The sequence below is a fragment of the Mycobacterium pinniadriaticum genome (assembly GCF_026242045.1).
GTDB lineage: Bacteria > Actinomycetota > Actinomycetes > Mycobacteriales > Mycobacteriaceae > Mycobacterium > Mycobacterium pinniadriaticum.
Genome location: NZ_JAPJDO010000002.1, coordinates 277,188 through 296,914, shown reverse-complemented (window position 1 = coordinate 296,914; position 19,727 = coordinate 277,188). Strand labels below are relative to the sequence as shown.

General features: G+C 65.4%; 13 protein-coding genes and 1 pseudogene. 6 read left to right on the top strand and 8 right to left on the bottom strand.

The features are described from left to right. The first annotated feature begins 133 nt into the window (after positions 1-133). From ORI27_RS03610 to ORI27_RS03600, 3 genes and pseudogenes are all read left to right on the top strand, one after another. Entirely contained in the window at positions 134-739 is a 606-nt protein-coding gene (locus ORI27_RS03610) for a GGDEF domain-containing protein (protein ID WP_265995134.1), read from the top strand. A 203-nt stretch (positions 740-942) separates the two neighbouring features. After that, positions 943-1,625, top strand: a pseudogene (locus ORI27_RS03605) (DUF1906 domain-containing protein). A gap of 110 nt (positions 1,626-1,735) precedes the next feature. Then, on the top strand, positions 1,736-3,316 hold the full coding sequence (locus tag ORI27_RS03600; RefSeq protein WP_265995133.1) for an SLC13 family permease: 1,581 nt from the start codon (positions 1,736-1,738) through the stop codon (positions 3,314-3,316). Positions 3,317-3,358: 42 nt separating this feature from the next. Here the strand turns inward: ORI27_RS03600 and ORI27_RS03595 are convergent, their stop codons facing one another. Next, positions 3,359-4,801, bottom strand: a complete 1,443-nt coding sequence (locus ORI27_RS03595; RefSeq protein ID WP_265995132.1) for a phenylacetate--CoA ligase family protein — start codon at positions 4,799-4,801, stop codon at positions 3,359-3,361. 542 nt (positions 4,802-5,343) lie between these two features. On the opposite strand from ORI27_RS03595, the gene ORI27_RS03590 reads away from it, so the two are divergent. The 3 genes from ORI27_RS03590 (at position 5,344) to ORI27_RS03580 (ending at position 10,159) form a co-directional block, all read left to right on the top strand. After that, positions 5,344-5,661 carry a hypothetical protein gene (locus tag ORI27_RS03590; RefSeq protein ID WP_265995131.1) on the top strand — a complete coding sequence of 106 codons (318 nt, stop codon included), beginning with the start codon at positions 5,344-5,346 and terminating at the stop codon, positions 5,659-5,661. Between the two features lie 310 nt (positions 5,662-5,971). After that, positions 5,972-8,005 (top strand): toprim domain-containing protein, encoded by a 2,034-nt coding sequence (locus ORI27_RS03585; protein WP_265995130.1) that lies wholly within the window; start codon positions 5,972-5,974, stop codon positions 8,003-8,005. Between the two features lie 9 nt (positions 8,006-8,014). Beyond that, positions 8,015-10,159 carry a DNA gyrase subunit A gene (locus tag ORI27_RS03580; protein WP_265995129.1) on the top strand — a complete coding sequence of 715 codons (2,145 nt, stop codon included), beginning with the start codon at positions 8,015-8,017 and terminating at the stop codon, positions 10,157-10,159. Here ORI27_RS03580 and ORI27_RS03575 read toward each other — a convergent pair. The 7 genes from ORI27_RS03575 to ORI27_RS03545 all read right to left on the bottom strand — a co-directional run bounded on the left by ORI27_RS03575 (position 10,150) and on the right by ORI27_RS03545 (position 19,717). After that, a complete protein-coding gene (locus ORI27_RS03575) occupies positions 10,150-11,100 on the bottom strand; it encodes an alpha/beta hydrolase (RefSeq protein ID WP_265995128.1) in 951 nt (316 codons plus the stop codon). The genes ORI27_RS03580 and ORI27_RS03575 overlap by 10 nt on opposite strands. A 47-nt stretch (positions 11,101-11,147) precedes the next feature. Then, complete coding sequence (locus tag ORI27_RS03570) at positions 11,148-12,536, bottom strand: oxygenase MpaB family protein (protein WP_265995127.1); 1,389 nt, start codon at positions 12,534-12,536, stop codon at positions 11,148-11,150. Between the two features lie 418 nt (positions 12,537-12,954). Next, positions 12,955-13,506: a nuclear transport factor 2 family protein gene (locus ORI27_RS03565; RefSeq protein ID WP_265995126.1), complete on the bottom strand. Its 552-nt coding sequence runs from the start codon at positions 13,504-13,506 to the stop codon at positions 12,955-12,957. Between the two features lie 1,458 nt (positions 13,507-14,964). Next, on the bottom strand, positions 14,965-15,615 hold the full coding sequence (locus tag ORI27_RS03560; RefSeq protein ID WP_265995254.1) for a TetR/AcrR family transcriptional regulator: 651 nt from the start codon (positions 15,613-15,615) through the stop codon (positions 14,965-14,967). Positions 15,616-15,652: 37 nt separating this feature from the next. Beyond that, positions 15,653-16,432, bottom strand: a complete 780-nt coding sequence (locus ORI27_RS03555; protein WP_265995125.1) for an SDR family NAD(P)-dependent oxidoreductase — start codon at positions 16,430-16,432, stop codon at positions 15,653-15,655. Then, complete coding sequence (locus ORI27_RS03550) at positions 16,429-17,568, bottom strand: acyl-CoA dehydrogenase family protein (RefSeq protein WP_265995124.1); 1,140 nt, start codon at positions 17,566-17,568, stop codon at positions 16,429-16,431. The genes ORI27_RS03555 and ORI27_RS03550 overlap by 4 nt, the downstream gene beginning before the upstream one ends. Then, a complete protein-coding gene (locus tag ORI27_RS03545) occupies positions 17,561-19,717 on the bottom strand; it encodes a 3-hydroxyacyl-CoA dehydrogenase NAD-binding domain-containing protein (RefSeq protein WP_265995123.1) in 2,157 nt (718 codons plus the stop codon). Before ORI27_RS03545 ends, ORI27_RS03550 begins: the two co-directional genes overlap by 8 nt. Positions 19,718-19,727 lie beyond the last annotated feature (10 nt).

The window sequence follows — 19,727 nt, the reverse complement described above, 5'->3', positions numbered from 1 at the left end:
CACGGGGTGATGGCCGCCGCTGTCGTGGTCGTGGCCGGAAAGGCCTTTGTGGCGTGGCTGACCACCGACGTCATCGTGTTGAGCGTGGCGCAGTTCGTCTGCGGGTGCATACATCGCCGCGGACGGGCACATCGTGTGGGGCGCACTGACCGTCGTGATCGTGCACGCCTCGCGAAATCGGCCGCGCTACTTCGTATCACAGATCGTCGATGTGACCGCCGACCGCATCCGTGAGGTCGATCTGGCCCGTCAAGCGGCCACCGACCCGCTCACGGGGCTCGCCAACCGGTCGGCCGGATGGAACCGCCTCGAACAACTCGAAGCCAGCGGAGCCGGTTATTGCGTTCTGTTCTGCGACATCGAACGGTTCAAAGCGGTCAACGACCGACGCGGTCACCGGGCCGGTGATCGGCTATTGGTGGAGGTGGCCTGCCGCCCGCGCGCGGCCGTCGGAGACCAAGGCATGGTCGTCCGATGGGGCGGTGACGAGTTCCTGGTGATCACCGACGCCCTCGACGACACGGAGTTGGCCGGCCTGGCCGACCGGATCACCGACGATCTGGACAACAAACCGGTCATGCTGGGCGGCGATGCGCACATCTCGGTCGGCTTGACGATCGGATGCGCAGCCCACCGACCGGGCGACGGGCGCTCCATCGACGCCGTTCTCGACCACGCCGATCAAGACATGTACGACAGGCGGCGGCAACGACGCACGACACCGGTTGCGGGGCGGTGATGCCATTCCCCTCGTGCAGGGGTGTTCGCGGTTCAGTTGAGCACCGCCTCACGTTCGCTTCACGCCCAACCATGCGCGGCATGTGGGCTCGATGACCAAGTCGTTGGCATGGTTCATGACGTTTTCGGCCCACAGCCCGATGCCGGCCACTCCCAGCTGCGGCCACCAGTTCGCGGCGACGTTCGACACCTGCAGGCGTCGGCATGCCCACAGCCTCGGCCGCCGCTCCAACGCTGATCGACTACGCCATGCGACAGATCCCCGCCCAACACATCCGGGCTGCTGGCCACTCCGGGGTGATCAACTACGTATCGACGTCGCGGCCCGGATCGAGTTTCGGCGCCAGCCGATCACCCTGCCCTACGCCCAGTCCCTGACCGCCGCCGGATTGGTGATCGTCAGCAACTACCAGTACGGAAAACCGGGCGGGACGGCGCCGTCGGACTTCACCCGCGGCTTCGCCGGTGGCGTATCCGACGCGCGGACCGCCTGGCACCTGCACACCGCGGCAGGCGGCGGCCGCAGCGCACCGATCTTTTTCAGTGTCGACGACGATATCGACCGCACCACCTGGAACAACCTGGCGCTGCCGTGGTTTCGCGGAATCAACTCGGTGATTGGCGTGCAACGCACCGGTATCTACGCCGGCATCAACCCCTGCCAGTGGGCCGCCGCCGACGGTGTCATCGGTCGGTCACGCGCACCCGGGCACGTGTGTGCATGGCAGACCCGGTCCTGGTCTCGCGGTCAGATCTACCCCGCCGCGGTTCTCTACCAGCGCATCATCGACACCGCCTCGAATCCGGGGCCCGTGGTCGGCGGCATCCGCGTCGACGTCAACGACGTCCTGGCCCAGGATTGCGGCCAGTGGAATCTGCATCCGTGAGGGCAGGAGTGCGGTTTCCACCTCCCCACGGGCGCAGACATATGGTGGTGTTCACCACGACACAAGGCCTCAAGGAGGACGACGGGCCGCGACCCTCTCGGGAGTAACCGATGCTCGGTGACCACGGCGCTCGCCGAGATCTCGAACGAACCGACCTCGACCCGAACGATGGTGCCGAGGTCGACGAACGGTCGGCGGGGGAACACACGGCCGAGAAGAAGTCGACCTCCGTTCGACGCTGGATCGGCTTCGGCGGCGGTCTGCTGCTTGCGGTGCTGGTCTACCTGCTGCTGCCCGCCGACCTGTCCCACGCGGCCAAGGTGACCGCCGGCATCGCGGTCCTGATGGGCATGTGGTGGATGACCGAAGCGATCCCGATCCCGGCCACCGCCTTGGTGCCGCTGGTCGCCTTTCCGGTGCTCGTAGACGACATGAGCGTCTCCGGTGTCGGCGCCTACTACGGCAGCGATGTGATCTTCCTGTTCATGGGCGGATTCCTGCTCGCCCTGGCGATGCAGCGCTGGAACCTGCACCGGCGTATCGCGTTGTTGACCGTGCGGGCGATGGGCACCAGCGCCACCCGGGTGATCGCCGGTTTCATGCTCGCAACCGGGTTCCTGAGTATGTGGGTCTCCAACACCGCCACCGCGGTGATGATGGTGCCGATCGGCGTCTCGGTCCTGATGCTGGCCGGCACGGTCTCTGCGGAGGGCGAGGGCGGCACGGACGCAGTCGAGCAGCAGGTGAAGAAATCGAACTTCGGCACGGCTCTGATGTTGGGCATTGCTTATGCGGCCTCGGCCGGCTCCCTCGCGACGATCATCGGCACCCCGCCGAATGTGTTGCTGGTGGGCTACCTGCAGGATGAGCAGAACATCACCATCGGCTTCGGCCAGTGGATGCTGCTGGGTCTTCCGCTCGCCGCGGTCCTGCTGGTAGTCATCTGGCTGCTGCTGGCCAAGTTGATGTTCAAGCCGGAGATCGACGAGATCCCCGGCGGCAAGCAGCTATTCGACACCGAGCTGGACAAACTCGGAGCCACCTCCAGCGGTGAGCGGCGCGTGACCGTGGTCTTCGTCCTCGCCGCGGTCAGCTGGATATCGTTCCCGCTGGTGTGGGATAAGCCTCCGGTCTCCGACGCCGGCATCGCCGTCTGTGCCGCGCTGCTGCTCTTTGTTCTGCCGGCCGGGTCGATGATGGGCGAGCGGCTGCTCGACTGGGCCACTGCGGTACGACTCCCGTGGGCTGTCCTGCTGCTGTTCGGGGGTGGTCTGGCGCTGTCCGCTCAGTTCAGCTCCTCGGGACTCACCGCGTGGATCGGCTTGCAGGCGCAGAGCCTGAAGGGGCTGCCCGTTGTGCTGCTGGTGGGGGTGATCACGACCGCGGTGGTCTTCTTGACCGAGGTGACGAGCAACACCGCCACCGCGGCAACGTTCCTGCCGGTGATCGGCGGCGCCGCGGTGGGCATCGGCCAAGATCCTTTGTTGCTGACGATCCCCGTCGCCCTCGCGGCGACGGCGGCGTTCATGCTTCCGGTGGCCACTCCGCCCAACGCCATCGTCTTCGGCACCGGCTATGTCAACATCGGTAACATGGTCAAAGGTGGGATCTGGCTGAATCTGGCGTCGATCCTGCTGATCAGTGTGGCCACCACCACGCTTGCGGTGTGGGTCTTCAACATCGCGACCTGAAGCCCGCTGCGAACCTCTGCGGCCACCGAGCGGGCAGATCGCCTACGCCGGAGGCCCCTGTGAGGATGAGCGATCCGACCATACCTGGTGGAACTTGCCGGTTCTCGGGTCGGGGCCGGGCGCTTCGGCGGCTTGTTCCACCACGATGGGTGCGGTCCCCAGGCTGGCGAAGAACGCCTGCAACCGCTCATCGAGCGCACGCCACATCTGCTCCGGGTCGGCGTCAGACGACATCTCCAGTCGCACCCTCAGTGATCGCGCGCTGGTCCGGATCGCCTGGCACCGATGCACACCGGGGGTCTCCTCGATGACCTCTACGAGGGCCAGCGGCAGCACCGTAACCGCTGTTTCGTCCGGTCCCGCGAATGAGAGGAGGTCGCTGGTGCGGCCTTCGACGGTGATTGCCGGCAGCCGATTACCGCACGCGCACGGGGTGGCGGCCAGTTTCACGCGGTCGCCGAGGTCATAGCGGATCAGCGGCTGCACCCGGTTGGCCAGGTCGGTGAGCAAGACAGTGTGGGAGACAACACCCGGTGCGACGGGCTGGTAGTTCTCGTCGACCGGCTCGAGAAGGTACCAGTCGCTGTTGACATGGAACAGACCGTGATGGCATTGCGTCGACAAGCCCGGGAATTCAGCTGAACCATAACGGTTCTCGACCGGGCAGCCGAACGCCGACTCGATGTCGCCGCGATGCGCGGCCGTCAGCTGCTCGCCTGTGGTGATCGCCAGTAGGGGCTGGATCATCAGCCGGCCAGCACGTTGTTCGCTGGCCAGCAACGCCACGGCGCTGGGGTAGCCCTCGAGGACCGTTGGCTGAAACTCGTTGATTTCGCGCACCAGATCCGGCAGCGGTCGCAGCACCGAGAACACACGCACGCGGTCGGCCATGAAGGTGCTGCGGCGACGGACAAACGCCCAGGCGGCGGAGGCTCCGACGTGCCCGCCGGTGACGAACAGTGCCGCCACCCGCAGCCCGCGCCGCAGCACCCCACATAGAAAGTTCCATCGAACGATGAACTGCCACTCACCGCGACGGCCCACGAACAGGAACAACGCCGAGTACGCGTCGTCGTGAATCAGGATGGCCGGCTCTCCGCTCGTTCCCGACGTCGTCGCGACGAAGTAGCGGCCCAGGTAGCGGGCCCCCAGCAGCGAGTGGTCGGACAGGAAGTCACGCCGCAGCGACGCGATGGTGATGTCCGGATCCGTCACCCAGTCGTCGAAGTGCGTCATCAGCTCGCGCTTGAACACGACGGGCAGCGACGCAAGCGAAACCGGCCCCGGTGCAACGTCTCGGTACAGGCGGCGATAGTACGGTGACGCCGTTCGGGCATGCCGCACCAGCGCCTGCAACCGCACCCGCTGGCGGCGCGCGATCGCCGTGTCGTCACCGCGCCGGAAACGCCAGGCCTCCCAGGCGATCACCACCACACGAACCGTTGTGCGAATTCTGGCAAGTTGGCGCGGGAATGTGCGTCGCATGTGCGCTCCCGGTTATCTAATCGAACTAACTGGTGCCCGCCGGCGATGTCCAGACGCAAAAGACAACGGCACGTCGTAGAAGCACACCGACCACAGTAACCACACCGAGATCAGCGGGGCCGTCTGGGCGAACGGAATGATCTTCGGCGCCGCGGCATGACAGAGCTTCACATCACGGTGGCGGCGACATGCTGGAGGTCTTCGCGTTTGCCTGGCCCGGTACATGTCCCTGACCTGGGCAGTTTCGCTGCGTCTCACGACGGCTGCACCAGGGTCCGTCTCACAAACTGCTTCATTTCCCTGCGGCCGGTGCTTGCAACCGACCGTGAGAACGTGGAATCGATTGTGAGACACGCTAACAACTCATCTGGGTTCCGCTTCCGCGTGGTGAACGCCAATGACCCTCAGCTGCGTGATCGGGGGAATCCCGGTCTCGCCGCGACCGGCGCGGGGCTGTCATGCCGGATGGAGGCGGTGTGCGGATCCGAAGCGTAACGTTATAGATGCGCTCAACGTAGAGCGTTGTCGAGGAGGTCTCAGCAATGACCACTCTCCGTAAAGCAGGCCCGGTGATCCTCGGTGCCGCCGCACTGGCGGCCGCTGTCCTCTCCGCGGCCCCGGTAGCATCGGCCGATCCCGGTCCGGTGCCGTCCGCCCCCTGCTACAACGGCATCACCCCGTTCAATCCCTACGTCGATAACTGCTCCATTCCGTCGCGCCCGTCCCGCGTCCTGGGCTCGGCACCGGACCAGACCGCGATTCTCAACTGCAGTGTCGGCAGCCGGACGTTACGAGCGATATGTTTGTCGCAGTTCGTCAATGGCGGGCCATATCCAGGGATCGCGGTGGGTATCGGATAGTCGTTCCGGCCCGGGACCCAACACCACCACCGCGCCACACCGCTGCCCGGTACTGATTCTGGTGGCCACCGCCATCCGCCGGTGTATCTCTGCACAGGTGCAGTCGCGGGGCATCCAGCCACGATGCGCACGCCTGCCCACACGCTCGTGTCGAAGTCAACGAAAAGCTTAGCGTGCCAATCTAAATCGCGGCCGGAGTGCCGCGGCGCTCCGGCGCCACTAGCGTCCACCTGCAGTTACACAAGAACGTCATACCGGCCGATTACCATTCCACCGGCGCCCTGCACGGCTCCGATGGGAAGGATGAGACGTGAGTTACACCGCCGCTGACATCACCGAACTCGACGATGTCCAGCACACACGCCTACGGCCGGCGGTCAACCTCGGTCTGGATGTCCTGAACACCGCCCTGCGAGAACTGATCGACAACGCGGTGGAAGAGGTGGCCGACCCCAGCCACGGCGGGTCAATCGTCACGATCACACTGCACGCCGACGGATCGGTCAGCGTTGCCGATGACGGGCGCGGACTGCCCGTCGACACCGACGCGGCGACCGGGAAGAACGGCATCGTCAAGACGCTGGGTACCGCGCGTGCCGGCGGGAAGTTCGACGTGCACGCGGACGCCACCAGCACCGGAGCCGGCCTGAACGGAATCGGCGCCGCCGCCGCCGTCTTCATCTCCGCCCGTACCGACGTCTCGGTCCGTAGGGGCGGAAAGACCTACCTGCAGAGCTTCGGGCGCGGCTACCCCGGCGTGTTCGAGGGCAAAGACTTCGACCCCAACGCTCCATTCACCCGCGCCGACGCACAGAAACTGCGAGGCATCGGCAACCGCAAGCCCGACGCCCAGGGCACAGAAGTGCGCATCCTGTTCGACTCGGACGTCGTACCCGATTCCAGCATCGACATCGGCGAAGTACTGCTGCGCGCCCATGCGGCGGCACGGATGTCGCCCGGTGTGCAGCTGACCGTCGTCGACGACGGCTGGCCCGGCGACGAGATCCCGCCGGCGTTGCTCGAGCCGTTCAACGGCCCTTGGGGCACCGACACGCTGCTGGATCTCATGTGCACCGCGGCCGACGCACCAGCGCCCGCCGTTCGTGCTGTCGTCGAGGGCCGCGGCGAATACACCACCGGCCGTGGACCCACACCGTTCCGGTGGTCGCTGACGGCCGGTCCGGCCGAGCCGGCGACGGTGGCCGCGTTCTGTAACACCGTGCGCACTCCGGGCGGAGGGTCACACCTGACCGCGGCCATCAAAGGCTTGTCCGATGCGCTGTCCGAACGGGCGTCCCGCATTCGCGACCTGGGCCTGGCCAAGGGCGAAGAAGGCCCGGAGCCACAGGATTTCGCTGCGGTCACCGCGCTGGCGGTCGACACCCGTGCCCCCGATGTGTCGTGGGACTCCCAGGCGAAGACGGCGGTGTCCTCGCGCTCATTGAACGTGGCGATGGCTCCGGATGTGGCACGCAGTGTCACCGTCTGGGCGGCCAACCCCGCCAACGGCGACGCCGTGTCGCTGTGGACGAAGCTGGCCCTCGAGTTCGCCAGGGCGCGGCGCAGCGCCGAAGGCGCCAAGGCACGGTCGCGTGCGGCGTCCAAGGCCAAGGGGCTCGGCACGAATCTGTCGTTACCACCGAAACTGCTACCCAGCAGGGAAACTGGGCGTGGGTCGGGAGCAGAGCTGTTCCTGTGCGAGGGCGACTCCGCGCTCGGCACCATCAAAGCCGCACGCGACGCGACGTTCCAGGCCGCGTTCCCGCTGAAAGGCAAGCCGCCCAACGTGTACGGGTTCGCCCTGAGCAAGGCCCGGGCCAAGGACGAATTCGATTCGATCGAACGGATTCTGGGCTGCGGGGTGCGCGAGAAATGTGACCCGGAGCAGTGCCGCTATGACCGCATCCTGTTCGCCTCCGACGCCGACCCCGATGGCGGCAACATCAACTCGAGCCTGATCTCGATGTTCCTGGACTTCTACCGCCCGCTCGTCGAAGCCGGGATGGTGTACGTCACGATGCCGCCGTTGTTCGTCGTCAAGAACGGTGACGAGCGGATCTACTGCCAGGACGAATCCGAGCGTGACGCGGCGGTGGCCCAGTTGAAAGCCACCTCGAAACGCAAGGTGGAAGTTCAGCGCAACAAGGGCCTCGGCGAGATGGACGCCGACGACTTCTGGAACACCGTGCTGGATCCGCAGCGGCGCACGGTGATTCGGGTCCATCTCGATGACGACGAAAAAAAGCTGCACCACACGTTGTTCGGCGGACCGCCCGAGGGCCGGCGCACGTGGATGGCCGATGTGGCCGCCCGTGTCGACACCTCTGCGCTGGACCTCGACTAGGAGTATCACGTGACTGCCACGCTGGACATTCCCGAACAGAATGCCGATCTGGTGCTCGACCAGAGTGCCGATGACTACTGGAACCACTACCAGCTGACGTTCGCGCTCTACAGCGTCAGCGACCGCGCCATCCCGTCGGCGTTCGACGGGCTGAAGCCGGGTCAACGACGTCTGCTCTATCAGATGCACGATTCGAGGCTGCTGCCCGGCAACAAACCGCAGAAGTCCTCGAAGGTCTGCTCGGCGGTCACCGGTAACCTGCACCCGCACGGTGGTGCGTCGATGTACGGGGCCGCGGCACTGATGGCTGCCGAGTTCCAGCGCGTGAAAGTGATTGACGGACAAGGCGCATTTCCCCGCATCCAGGGAGACATTCCCGCCGCCGACCGCTATACCGAGATGCGGCTGTCGGCTCCCGGCGCGGCGCTGACCGCCGAACTCGACGACCACGCGGTGCCGATGGTGACGACGTTCGACGGCGAGTGGACCGAGCCGACGATGCTGCCGGCCCAGTGGCCGGTGCTGTTGTGCAACGGCGCGGTCGGCATCGCCGAGGGCTGGGCCACCAAGGTGCCGGCGCACAATCCGCGAGAGATCATGGCCGCCTGCCGGGCGTTGCTGAAGACGCCGAACATGACCGACGACAGGTTGGTGAAGCTCATTCCAGGACCCGACTGGGGGTGCGGGGCCACCGTGGTCGGCACGGCTGGTCTGCGGGAGTACATCACCACCGGCCGGGGCGCATTCACGGTGCGGGGCACGGTGAGCGTCGACGGTAAGAATTGCGTCATCACCGAACTGCCGCCCGGTGTCGCGAGTAACACTGTGCAGGAAAGGATCCGGGCGCTCGTCGAGTCCGGCGAGATGTCCGGCGTGGCCGACATGTCGGACCTCACCGATCGACGCAACGGGCTCCGCATCGTGGTCACCGCCAAACGCGGCCACAGTGCTGATCAGATCCGCGAGCAGCTGCTGGCGCTGACTCCACTGGAGTCGACCTTCGCCGCCAGCCTGGTCGCCCTCGACGAGAACCGGGTGCCGCGCTGGTGGTCGGTCCGCGAGCTGATATCGGCATTCCTGCATCTGCGGGATTCGGTGGTGCTGCATCGCAGCGAATACCGCTTGGAGAAAGTCACTGCGCGCCGGCACCTGGTGGCCGGCCTGATGACGATCCACCTCGATATCGATGCCGCGGTCGCGGTGATCCGCGGCTCCGACACCGTCGACGAAGCACGCCAAGGATTGCAGGAGCGGTTCGCCATCGACGCCGTCCAGGCTGATTACGTTCTGGCGCTGCAGCTTCGGCGGCTCACCAAGCTCGACGTCATCGAACTGCGTGCCGAGGCGGACAAGCTCGACGCCGAGTTCGCCGAATTGACTGAGTTGGTGACCAACCCGGACGCGCGCCGGAAGGTGATCGACTCCGAGCTCGTCGAGACCGCGAAGCTGTTCAAGGGACCGGAGTTCGACCGCCGGACCGTGCTGGACGCCGAGGGTGTTCCGGTGACGCCGGGCGCCGACGAGGACGGCCCGCGCGAACGAAAGGTCAACGCCGCCTGGCGTCTGGATGATCGGGGGGTGTTCTCCGACAGCCACGGGGAGCTGCTCACCTCGGGTCTCGGGTGGGCGGTGTGGACCGACGGGCGGGTGAAGTTCACCACCGGAAATGGTCTGCCGTACAAGATCCGCGATATTCCGGTGGCACCGGATATCACCGGGCTGTTGTGCTCGGGGGTGCTCCCGCTCGGTTACCACCTGGCACTGGTGACGCGCCGAGGCAAAGTCCTGCGTATCGATCCGGCCGCGGTGAATCCGCAGGGCGCGGCGGGCAACGGGGTGGCCGGGATCAAACTGGCCGGCGACGGTGACGAGGTGATCGCCGCACTGCCGGTGTCCTGCGGCAACGGCGAGGCCATCCTGTCGGTGTCCGAAAAGGCCTGGAAGGTCACTGAAGTCGCCGATATCCCGGTGAAGGGCCGCGGCGGTGCCGGCGTCGGCTTCCATCCGTTTGTCAAGGGCGAGGACACCCTGGCCTCGGCGTCGATCTCGGCCACCGGCTACGTGCGCGGCAAGAGGGCCGTCCGCGCCGAGAACCGCGCGAAGGCGTCGATCAAGGGGGCCGGGACGGACGTGACACCGGCGGATCAGCCGTGAAGCGGGGGGTCGCCGATGAACTCCACCCCGGCGCTGATCGCAGGTCGGTGGCGCAGGACTCGGTAATGGGCCAGTCGGCCGAGCCCTTTTGTGGTCAAGAATTGTGCGCCCTGCCATGACGCGGCCAGGCGCTCGCTGGCGGCATACGGGCTGTCCGGGTCGTCGGGGTCGTGGATGAGCAGCAGCGGAGGGTAGTCGGCCCGTCGACCGACTCGGGTCATATTCGTCTCATGCAGCGGCATGGCGATGCGTCTTTCCAGACGACGGTGCAGGCCCGTGCGGATACGTCGACCGAAGCCATGGCGTGCGGCGAACAGGTCAAGATAGAGCGGAAAGTCGCCCATGGGCGCGAAGAAGACCAGTCGTCCCACCGGTGCACCCTGCGCGGCCGCCAATGCGGTCGCGTTCGCGCCGAGTGAGTGAGCGACCACCGCGTGGGCGGACCCATGGGTCTCGATCATGGCCGCAATCGCGTCGGCACACTCGGTGGCTGTGGTGCGCCCGGGGGCGAGCGCACCTGGATCGGATTCGTTGTGACTGGGCAGGTCGAACGCGATGACCCGATACCCGGCCTCCACCAGCGGTTTGACGAACATTGCCAAGTGCGGGCGCTGTCCGCCCCAACCGTGCACCAGATATATCGGCGGCCCCTCGCCCCATTCCTCACCAACGACCCGATGCCCATCCCAATACGCTTCTACCGGCCTGCCTGGGGACACACCCGGTGGCATGCGCAGTCTCGACTCGAGAATCGGTGGGGTGCACCACAACTCGACCGCCCACCGGGATCCCCACCACGGCGCGAACCGCTCGAGCAGCGAAAACCGCCGGCGCACCCGCTCATCGACCGGGGGAAGAATTCCAGAACCGACGACGTCGAGCGGAGGGATCTCGGCGGGCTGCCCGGGCGCCGACGCCGGTTGGGGTGCTCCGTCCGTCATGAACCTCGATCGTAGTACGGGCTCGGACGGGCGTGGCGGCGTCGGGACTATCCGGTGAAGCCCTCGCCTTTCGTCGAACGGTCGTGGTGGGTGAAGGTCAGTGGGATGTGCTTGCCGCGGGCGATCTTGTTCAGCATCGCGACCCGCTCACGAGCCGCCGCCCCGCTCTTCTTCCTGCGCTCACGGATCGGGTTGGACCAGGGCAGTTTGTCGGCAACGGTCGCGATGCCGACATTGAGTTTGGTGATATTCGCGAAGACCCGCACGCGGCGTTCGAAGTCGTAACCGAGCGACTCGAAGAGGGTGCCCGCCACCATGGCTTCGATCTGCTGGTACCCGTATACGACGCCCGCGGGCGCAAGGGCGATGCTGGCGGTGATCTGGTTGGCGTATCGGGAGACCACCTTCTTGATCGGGTCGGGAAGCGCATCTGCCAGGGTCGTCAGGTGCGCGGGACCGGCAATGGCATCGACAAGCTCGGCCCGCCACGGCGACGGGTTCCCTCCGCGGGCGAGAACATAATTCAGCGATTTGATCAGCTCTAGGCCGTTAGGCGAATGGAGCAGTTCGGGCGCTCCCCACAACCGCCCGGAGTAGGTCGAATACTCGGCGAGGTCCTCGAGCTGCTGCGGGGTCAGCTTGCGCCCGAAGGCATGGTCGACGAGGCGTCCGAGCAACATACCGCTGCCGAAGCCGAGCAGCGACGTCACCGGAATGGGTTCGCCGAACTTGAGGTAGACGTCGTCACCCCACTTCCGCCGTAGCCCGCGGCTGGCCAGTGCGTGCATCAGCCGCACCCGCACCACATCCTGGAACGCCTCCGAATGGCGGTCGAAGATGTCCGGCAGCGTGAATTCGGCGAATACCCGGGCTGTTTCGATGAAGCGACGCGGACCGTCGTCGGCGAAGCGACCGGTGGCACCGGTGGCCGCGGAGATGTCGCCGGTCATCGCGGTCTCGTAGAACGCCCACGAGCGGATGATCGTGGTGGCGGCCCATGTGCTCGACATCGCCAGCATCCGGCCGCGCTCGGCGGCGACGAGATCGAACTGGGCGGGCAGCTGGTCCAGATGCTCGAAGAGATCCACGAACTCCTGCGGCGGATCGTCGAGCGAGGCGATGCCCTGAGTCAACGCCTGCTCGAAGAGTGCTCGGCCCTCTTCGGCACCGAGGTGTTCGAACGCGTCGACCACGCCGATCATGAGTTCGTCGCGCTGCCAGAAGTAGTCGTCGCGCAGGCGGGTGAGGTCGTTGGGTTCGACCTCTCTGTCGATGTCGATCCATTCGCCGAACAGGACCTCCCGCATCTGTCGCCACTGGTCGGCGAAGTGGTCGCGACCGGGCGGGATGGGCCGCAGCGGCCGATCGGGATGATCACGCCGGTTGAAATCGACGTCCTCGAGGAGGATCTGTGGACGCTCACCAGTCACCGTCATGAGGCGACGCTATCGCGGATACAGCTATTTGGGTACGCCGGTTCTCGGATTTGCGGGGGATGGCCGCGTTCGGGGCATCGGCCTCGAACGACGGATCGAGGACACCCCGGTGCGCTTGCGCGCGGGGCTGTGGCGGTGGCTGACGCCTATTTCGAGTGCCCGGCCGTGAACGCCTGGATGTGGGCTTGCGGTATATCGCCGAATTTCAGCACGAGTATTGGCCGTCCCACCTCGTTGAGAGGGAGCCCGAGGTGGCGATAGCCCCAACCGAAAAGGCGTTGCCGGGCTTGGTGGAGAGCCTGAAGAAGATGATTCCCGGACCAGCTGCGGCACTGAAGGCCACCGCCGCCGTTCATGTCGCAGTGTCGCACTACTTGGTACCTAGTGTGTGACTCAAGCCAACGGTAGCAGCTGACCGTTATTCATCGGCATCGAACGGCAGGGCGTCGGTATAGGTCATGTCCTCGCGATCGCGGCGTCCGAAGATGAACTTGTCGTCGACACCAGGGCGTTGACGAATCTGATCGAACCAACTCTGGCCGGACGGCTCCACCCGAGACCAGTCCCACAGCACTACGCGGCGCGCGATCTTCCAGCTACCGGCGCGCCGCTCAAAGCGATCCCAATAGCGACCTCGCACCATCTCGTCATGGAGTTGACCCTGGTCGTCGCGACGCTGGTGGAAAGAGGTGAAATAAGACTCCGCGCGAGCCGTATCGCCGTTGAGATCGATGAGGACATTGCTGATGGAGTGCTGGGTCAACAACAGAGGTGACCGTGCCAGGTTGGCCACGATGTTGCGCACCGGTCCGTTGGCCAGGCCGTGATAGTCGGTGCCGTCGTCGTGAAATCCCGACGCGTACAGATCGACATCGCCTCGATCAGTCCCTCGTGCGATGCGGTAAAGAACCTCGGTGATCTGCTGTTTGTCCGCCAGCTCCCGAACCACAGCAGCGAGGTCGTTCGTCACGGCCATCTCCTTAACATCACTCGATCACTTGAGAGCCTGAGCTCCCGGTATTGACATTTGTATGTCAATGCGTCCTGCGTGACGTCATGATTTGAACAGCTCGCTGCGAACCTATCGAATTGGAACCGCTGGGGCCCCGAGGACCAAATCGGAACGTTGAACCACATCCAGCCCCACCACATCATCGCGGCGGGCGCTCAGGTCTGCACTGGCAAGGTTTTCCATCTGAGCATTCCGGTCGGGAGCAAAGGGCCGCAGAACGGCGCGATCCACTTGATACCGATGCAGCCCTACGGATTGGGAGCCCCACGGACTGCAGGTTTCCGATGACTGGATCATCATGCCGTTGCGGTCAGGCACGCAGTGGGACGGCCTGTCCCGCTGCGCCTATGGTGGCCTGCTCTACAACGGTTACCCGGTCGATCAGATCTCCACCCGCTTCGGAGCCCGCAAGCTTGCGATTGATGCAATCACCGATCGCCTCGTCAGGCGAGGTGTTCTCCTGGACATTGTGGCGCCGAAGATGAACGGACACTGCGCGCCGACCGCGACGCGTTCAGCCAGTGGCAGTTGCGTCAGCGTGTCCTGTCTGGGATCGTCGCCGTGGATGCAACCGCCGCAATCGGTTTCACACCGGAAGCCGAGAGATGGCCGATACCTTGGCTATCCCCACGTCGACACCGTCACCTAATTGCGAACCTGAGTCAGGGCGCTCATGACCGAACCGAGTTCTGTCGACTCCCGACGCTCCGACAGCAGGATTCCACTGAGTCCGGTTCTTTCCGACACGCGCGACTGGACGAGGGCAGCCCGGGGATCAGGAACGCGGCCCGGAAGGATGCGGGCACTGACCATGTCCGACATCGTCATCTGGCGAACCCGTCGATGAGGTCCCTTACGACCGGTCGGAGATCACGCGGTTGACCTCACCGGCTTCCCCGTGACCCACCCATTTCCAAACGTGGTTGCCGTTCGAACTTGACGGAACAAGCGGCCCGCGGCGCTGGCAGCGGTCATGCGCCCGCCCCATGCGACGCCGCCCATATCGGCCGTGTCATCTTCCTGTTCTGTCCTGTGTCCGGGTGCCGGAGTGGGCAGTTCGTCGAATCAGAATCCTCGCCTCGTCGTGGCTGAGCTGCTGCAGCGCCGCTGACCGCCCAACCATGCCCGCCCCACACCAGCAGTCGAAGTGGTCGGCGCGCCCTCATAGGTCTCTCCTAGTCCAACTCGGTTCGGGTGGCGATGAGTATCCGCCAAACGCGAGCGGTTAGTCGACGACCTTTGTCAGCCGTCATTTCCCAAGGGAGAGCGTCCGATATCGTGATTTTCACCCCGCGTGACTGAGGGGTTTCGGACCACGGCGGACCGAATGAGGATTCTTGCGGCGAGCCTCCGTCGGTCACCGAGATAGGCCGACGCTCGGCCAGGACCAAGGACCGGAGGTGAATCGCCGGCCGTTCAACGACGGGAACGTCTAGCCGGCGCCACCCGAGTCCGGATGGCCTTCTCCCAGATGGCGCTGAGCGCGTCGATAAGCCGGTCTTCGTCGAACTGCCGATCGAGGGAGAACCAGACGTAACAGGTGTATTCGAGCATCGCGCCGAGTGCTTCTGCGGTGTATTCAGCGTCGACGTCAGGGCCGCCCACGCCTCGCGCCTTCATCGCCTCGATTCCGCGCTGGGTCCGCTCGACGAACGCTCTGCGAACGTCCAGGCGCAGATGTCTCATGTCCGGCGAGAAGGTACCGACCTGTTCCATCAACGCCAGAAATGTCGCATTCGGCCGGTACGCGTCGACGTAGCGGCGGACGGCGTCATGAACGCGGTCATGGAACTCATCGGCGGCAACCGGCACCGTCAGTGCAGCGAGCATCTCGTCGACGACGGCGTAGGAGACCGCCTTGAAAATGGACTCTTTGGTGTCGAAGTAGGTATAGAAGGTGCCGTGCGCGACGCCGGCCTCGGCGACGATATCGCTAACCTTCGTGTCGATGAAGCCTTTGCGCTCGAATACGGCGCGCGCCGCAGCTAGCAGTGCCCTTTTGCGCTGAGCACCCCGAGCCGTCGCCGGACCTTCGTCCCTGCGTGCTTGTTGGTCCTCTGTGGGCACGCGCAACAGGTACTCCTTGGTCGTTGACGTCAGAGTCTCAGAATATCGACACGTCCGCTCCACCGCCGTCCACGGTCAACGTCTGGCCGGTGACGTATCCGGAATCAGCAGATACCAGGAAGGCGACGGCTCCGGCGACATCTTCGGGTCGGCAGACCCTGCCGAACGGTGCGGACTGATCCATTTCGTCTATCGAGCCACCCGACGTCGCAGCGTTGACGAGACGACGGCCCATGTCGGTGGCCACCAGTCCGGGCGCGACGATGTTGGCCCTGATGCCGTGCGGTCGCTCTTCGCGGGCCAAGGTCCGGATGAATGTCTCCATGGCCGCTTTTGCCATCGTGTAAGGCGCCGCACCGGCCGGTGCCGGTCCGACGGTATTACTGGAGATCATCACCACGTCACCCCGGTCGCCGGCCCGCAGGCCCGGCAGCAGTGTTTGAACCAGGTTGATCGGGCCGAAGGTGTGCACCTGCATGAGCGACTCGAATTCGGTGATCGCAGTGGCCTCAATGCCGCGTCCGCGGCTCGCCGTACCGGCATTGCTCACCAGAATCCCGATCGGCCCGAGGTCGCGACGCACAGCCGCGACCATGGCCGCGACCGCTTCCGGGTCGTCTATCGAAGCGCAGAACGCGGCGGCGGTGCCGCCCGCGGCGGAAATCTCTTGCACCACTTCGTCGGCCGCGCCAGCGTCGCGGCGGTAGTTCACGGCGACGGCAGCGCCGTCGGCGGCGAGGCGGACGGCGATGCCGCGACCCACGCCGCGCGAAGATCCGGTAACGAGCGCGACCCGGCCGGCCAGTGTCCCGGTCACCGGATCACCGCCCGGCCGACGAGGTCCTTCAAGACCTCGTTGGAGCCGCCGTAGATCCGCTGAATGCGTGCATCACGCCAGATGCGCGCGATCGGGTACTCCTCCATGTATCCGTAGCCCCCAAACAGTTGCAGCACCCGATCGACGACCGTCCATTGGAGTTCAGTGGCCTTGATCTTTGCGCCAGCGGCTTCCTCGGCTGCCAGCTCGCCGCTATTGAGTGCCAGGATGCATTGATCTACGTAGCTCTGCATGATCAGGATGTCGGTGTGCAGCTCGCCGAGTGCCACGCGCACCGATTGCAGCTGCGCCAGCGGTGCGCCGAATGCGATTCTCTGCGTGCAGTGTTCGAGCGCCAGTGCCAGCGCGTGCCGCGCCGACGCGACCGCGGACACCGCGATGGACAGCCGCTCGCGAGGCAGGTTGGCGATCGCGTGACCGAACCCGCGGCCGGGTTCACCGATGATGTTCGCGACGGACACCCGGCAGTCCGAAAAGTACAGCTCGGCGGTGTCCTGCGCTTTGCGACCGATTTTGGCCATCGCGCGGCCCCGCTCGAATCCCGGTGTACCGGCCTCCACCACTACGAGGCTGGTACCCCGGCCGTCTCGTTCGCCTGTGCGCACCAACACGATCGCCAGATCGCACGTGGCACCGCTGGTGATGAACGTCTTCGAACCGTTGATCACGAGTTCGTCGCCATCGCGGCGCGCGGTGGTCGTGATGGACGCCAGATCGGAGCCGGCTCCGGGTTCTGTCATCGCGAGTGCGGTGACACCGTCGCCACGCGTGAATCTCGGTATCCACCTCATCTTTTGCGCATCGGTGGTCAATTCGGTCAAGTAGGGAACGACGATATCGTTCTGCATCAAGAACAGGTCGCTGGCGGCGCCGGAGCACACCACCTCCTCGGTCATCACGGCGTTGTACCTGAAGTCGACAATGCCGAGACCGCCATAGGCGGCGGGACACTCGAAGCCCAGGAAGCCCGCATCGGCTGCCTTGATAATGAAGCCGCGATCAGGTGTCCCTTGCTTCTCCCACTTTTCGACGTACGGGACCGCCTCGCGGTCGAGGAATGCACGAAACGCCGACCTGAACGCTTCGTGGTCTCCTTCGTACAGCTCCCTACGCACGGACGGCGACCGACTGGGTCTCCGACAACGATGCAGGCGGACTGAACCACGGTCCGAACTTGTCTGCAAATTGCGTCGCCCGCGTCACGAACGCGTCGCGACCCCCGGGGTATCCGTCGATGAATTGTGCTGCACCACCGGTCCATGCCGGAAAGCCGATGCCGAGAATCGATCCCACGTTCGCGTCCGCGGTGGAGCGGAGCAGTCCGCTCTCCAGGCACCGCGCGGTGTCGACTGCCTCCGCGAACAGCAGCCGGTCCACCAACTCCTGCAGATCCTCAGCCGGCCGGGTGGGACCGAAGGCCTCTTCCAGACCAGGCCACAGTCCCGCCCGCTTGCCCTCGACGTATTCGTAGAAGCCGGCTCCGGCGGCCCGGCCCGCGCGCTTGGCATCGTCGATCATCGACTCCAGCACCCGGTCGCCGGGATGCTCGGCGAACTCCGCGCCGGTGCGTTGTGCTTCCTCGCGGAACTGCCCGTATATCTTGTGCGGCAACGTCAGCGTCAGCTCATCGAGCAGCGCCAGGGTGCCAACTGGGTAACCGGCCTGCTGCGATGCCTGCTCGATCGACATCGGTGCGATGCCTTCGCCCACCATGGCGGCCGCTTCCAGCAGCCTGCTGAGGATCACGCGGCTGGTGAAGAAACCGCGGCCGTCCCCGACAACGATGGGAGTCTTGCCCAGTTGGCGCACCACGTCGAAGGCCTTCGCCACGGTGGCGTCGGAGGTCCGCTCGCCCACGATGATCTCGACCAACTCCATCCGCTCGACCGGCGAGAAGAAGTGCAGACCGATGAAATCCGCCGAGCGGCCGACGCTCCTGGCAAGGGCGCTGATGGGCAACGTCGAGGTGTTGGAGCACAGCAGTGCATCTGGTGAGACGATGTCGACGACCTCACCGAAGACCTTCGCTTTGAGGTCCGGGTCCTCGAAAACTGCCTCGATGACCAGATCACATCCGCTCAGGTCGGCGACGTCGGCCGTCGGCGTGATGCGAGCGAGGATCGCTTCGGCGTCCGCAGCCGCGCGCCGGCCGGCGGCGACCTGCTTGACCAGCACCCTCTCCGCGTACGCCTTGCCCTTCTCCGCGTGCGCCAGTTCGAGGTCCTTGAGAACGACCTCCATGCCGGCAAGCGCGCTGGACAGGGCGATACCGGCTCCCATCATGCCAGCCCCGAGCACCGCGACCCGATGTGCCGTGTGGGTCGGAAAGCCTTGCGGACGGCTGGCGCCCGCGTTCACGGTCTGCCGATCGAAGAATGTGCCCTGGATGATGTTCTTCGCGATCTGGCCGGTAGCCAGCTCGACGAAGTAGCGCGTCTCGATGTCGAAAGCCGTGTCGATGTCGACCTGGGTGCTCTCCACCGCGGCAGCCAGGATGTTGGCGGCGGCAGACATCGGGGCGCCCCTAAATCGGGCCCGCAGACCCGCCGCACGCCCCGGCAACAACGCCTCAACCGCCGGTTCGTAGGCGGTCCCACCGGGAATGCCCGCGACCGGATCCGCTTGTTGACCAATGCCGGTAATCGCGGCGTCGATCCAGGCGCGCGCCGCAGCCACCAATTCCTCTGGTGTGGACACGATTTCGTCGACCAGGCCGAGCTGCAGCGCCTCTGTCGGACGGAATGCGGTACCGGGCAACAGCACCTTATCCAGCGCGACGGCCAAACCCAGCAGACGTACGGTGCGCACCACACCGCCACCGCCGGGCAGCAAACCGAGATTCACTTCGGGCAGACCGATGCGAACCCCCTCGCCGTCGAGAACGATTCGGCGATGGCACGCGAGGGCGAGCTCCAGCCCACCACCCAATGCGCTGCCATTGATCGCGGCAACAACTGGCACATCGAGCTTCTCGATCGCGCGTAACTGGCGTTTGACCGCGTTCACAAAATCGGTCAGCTGCACGGCATGGTCCGGTTGCGCCGCCAACAGGTCGTGCAGATCACCACCGGCGAAGAACGTGGACTTGCCGGAGGCGATGATCACGCCTTTGAGCGCCTCACCCATCCCGCCGATGCGGGCCAGCGTGGCGTCCATCGATTCGAGGTATGCGGCGTTCATGGTATTCACCGACTGCGTCGGGTCGTCGATGGTCAGCGTGACTACGCCGCCCGTTTCGGCCCAGTCAATGATGTTGTTACTCATGGAAGTCCCT

What these genes read in the sequence shown, in the direction of transcription:
- ORI27_RS03595 (WP_265995132.1), bottom strand. Translation starts at nt 4,801, where the DNA reads ATGCGACGCACATTCCCGCGCCAACTTGCCAGAATTCGCACAACGGTT.
- ORI27_RS03575 (WP_265995128.1), bottom strand. Translation starts at nt 11,100, where the DNA reads ATGACGGACGGAGCACCCCAACCGGCGTCGGCGCCCGGGCAGCCCGCC.
- ORI27_RS03545 (WP_265995123.1), bottom strand. Translation starts at nt 19,717, where the DNA reads ATGAGTAACAACATCATTGACTGGGCCGAAACGGGCGGCGTAGTCACG.
- ORI27_RS03600 (WP_265995133.1), top strand. Translation starts at nt 1,736, where the DNA reads ATGCTCGGTGACCACGGCGCTCGCCGAGATCTCGAACGAACCGACCTC.
- ORI27_RS03590 (WP_265995131.1), top strand. Translation starts at nt 5,344, where the DNA reads ATGACCACTCTCCGTAAAGCAGGCCCGGTGATCCTCGGTGCCGCCGCA.
- ORI27_RS03570 (WP_265995127.1), bottom strand. Translation starts at nt 12,536, where the DNA reads ATGACGGTGACTGGTGAGCGTCCACAGATCCTCCTCGAGGACGTCGAT.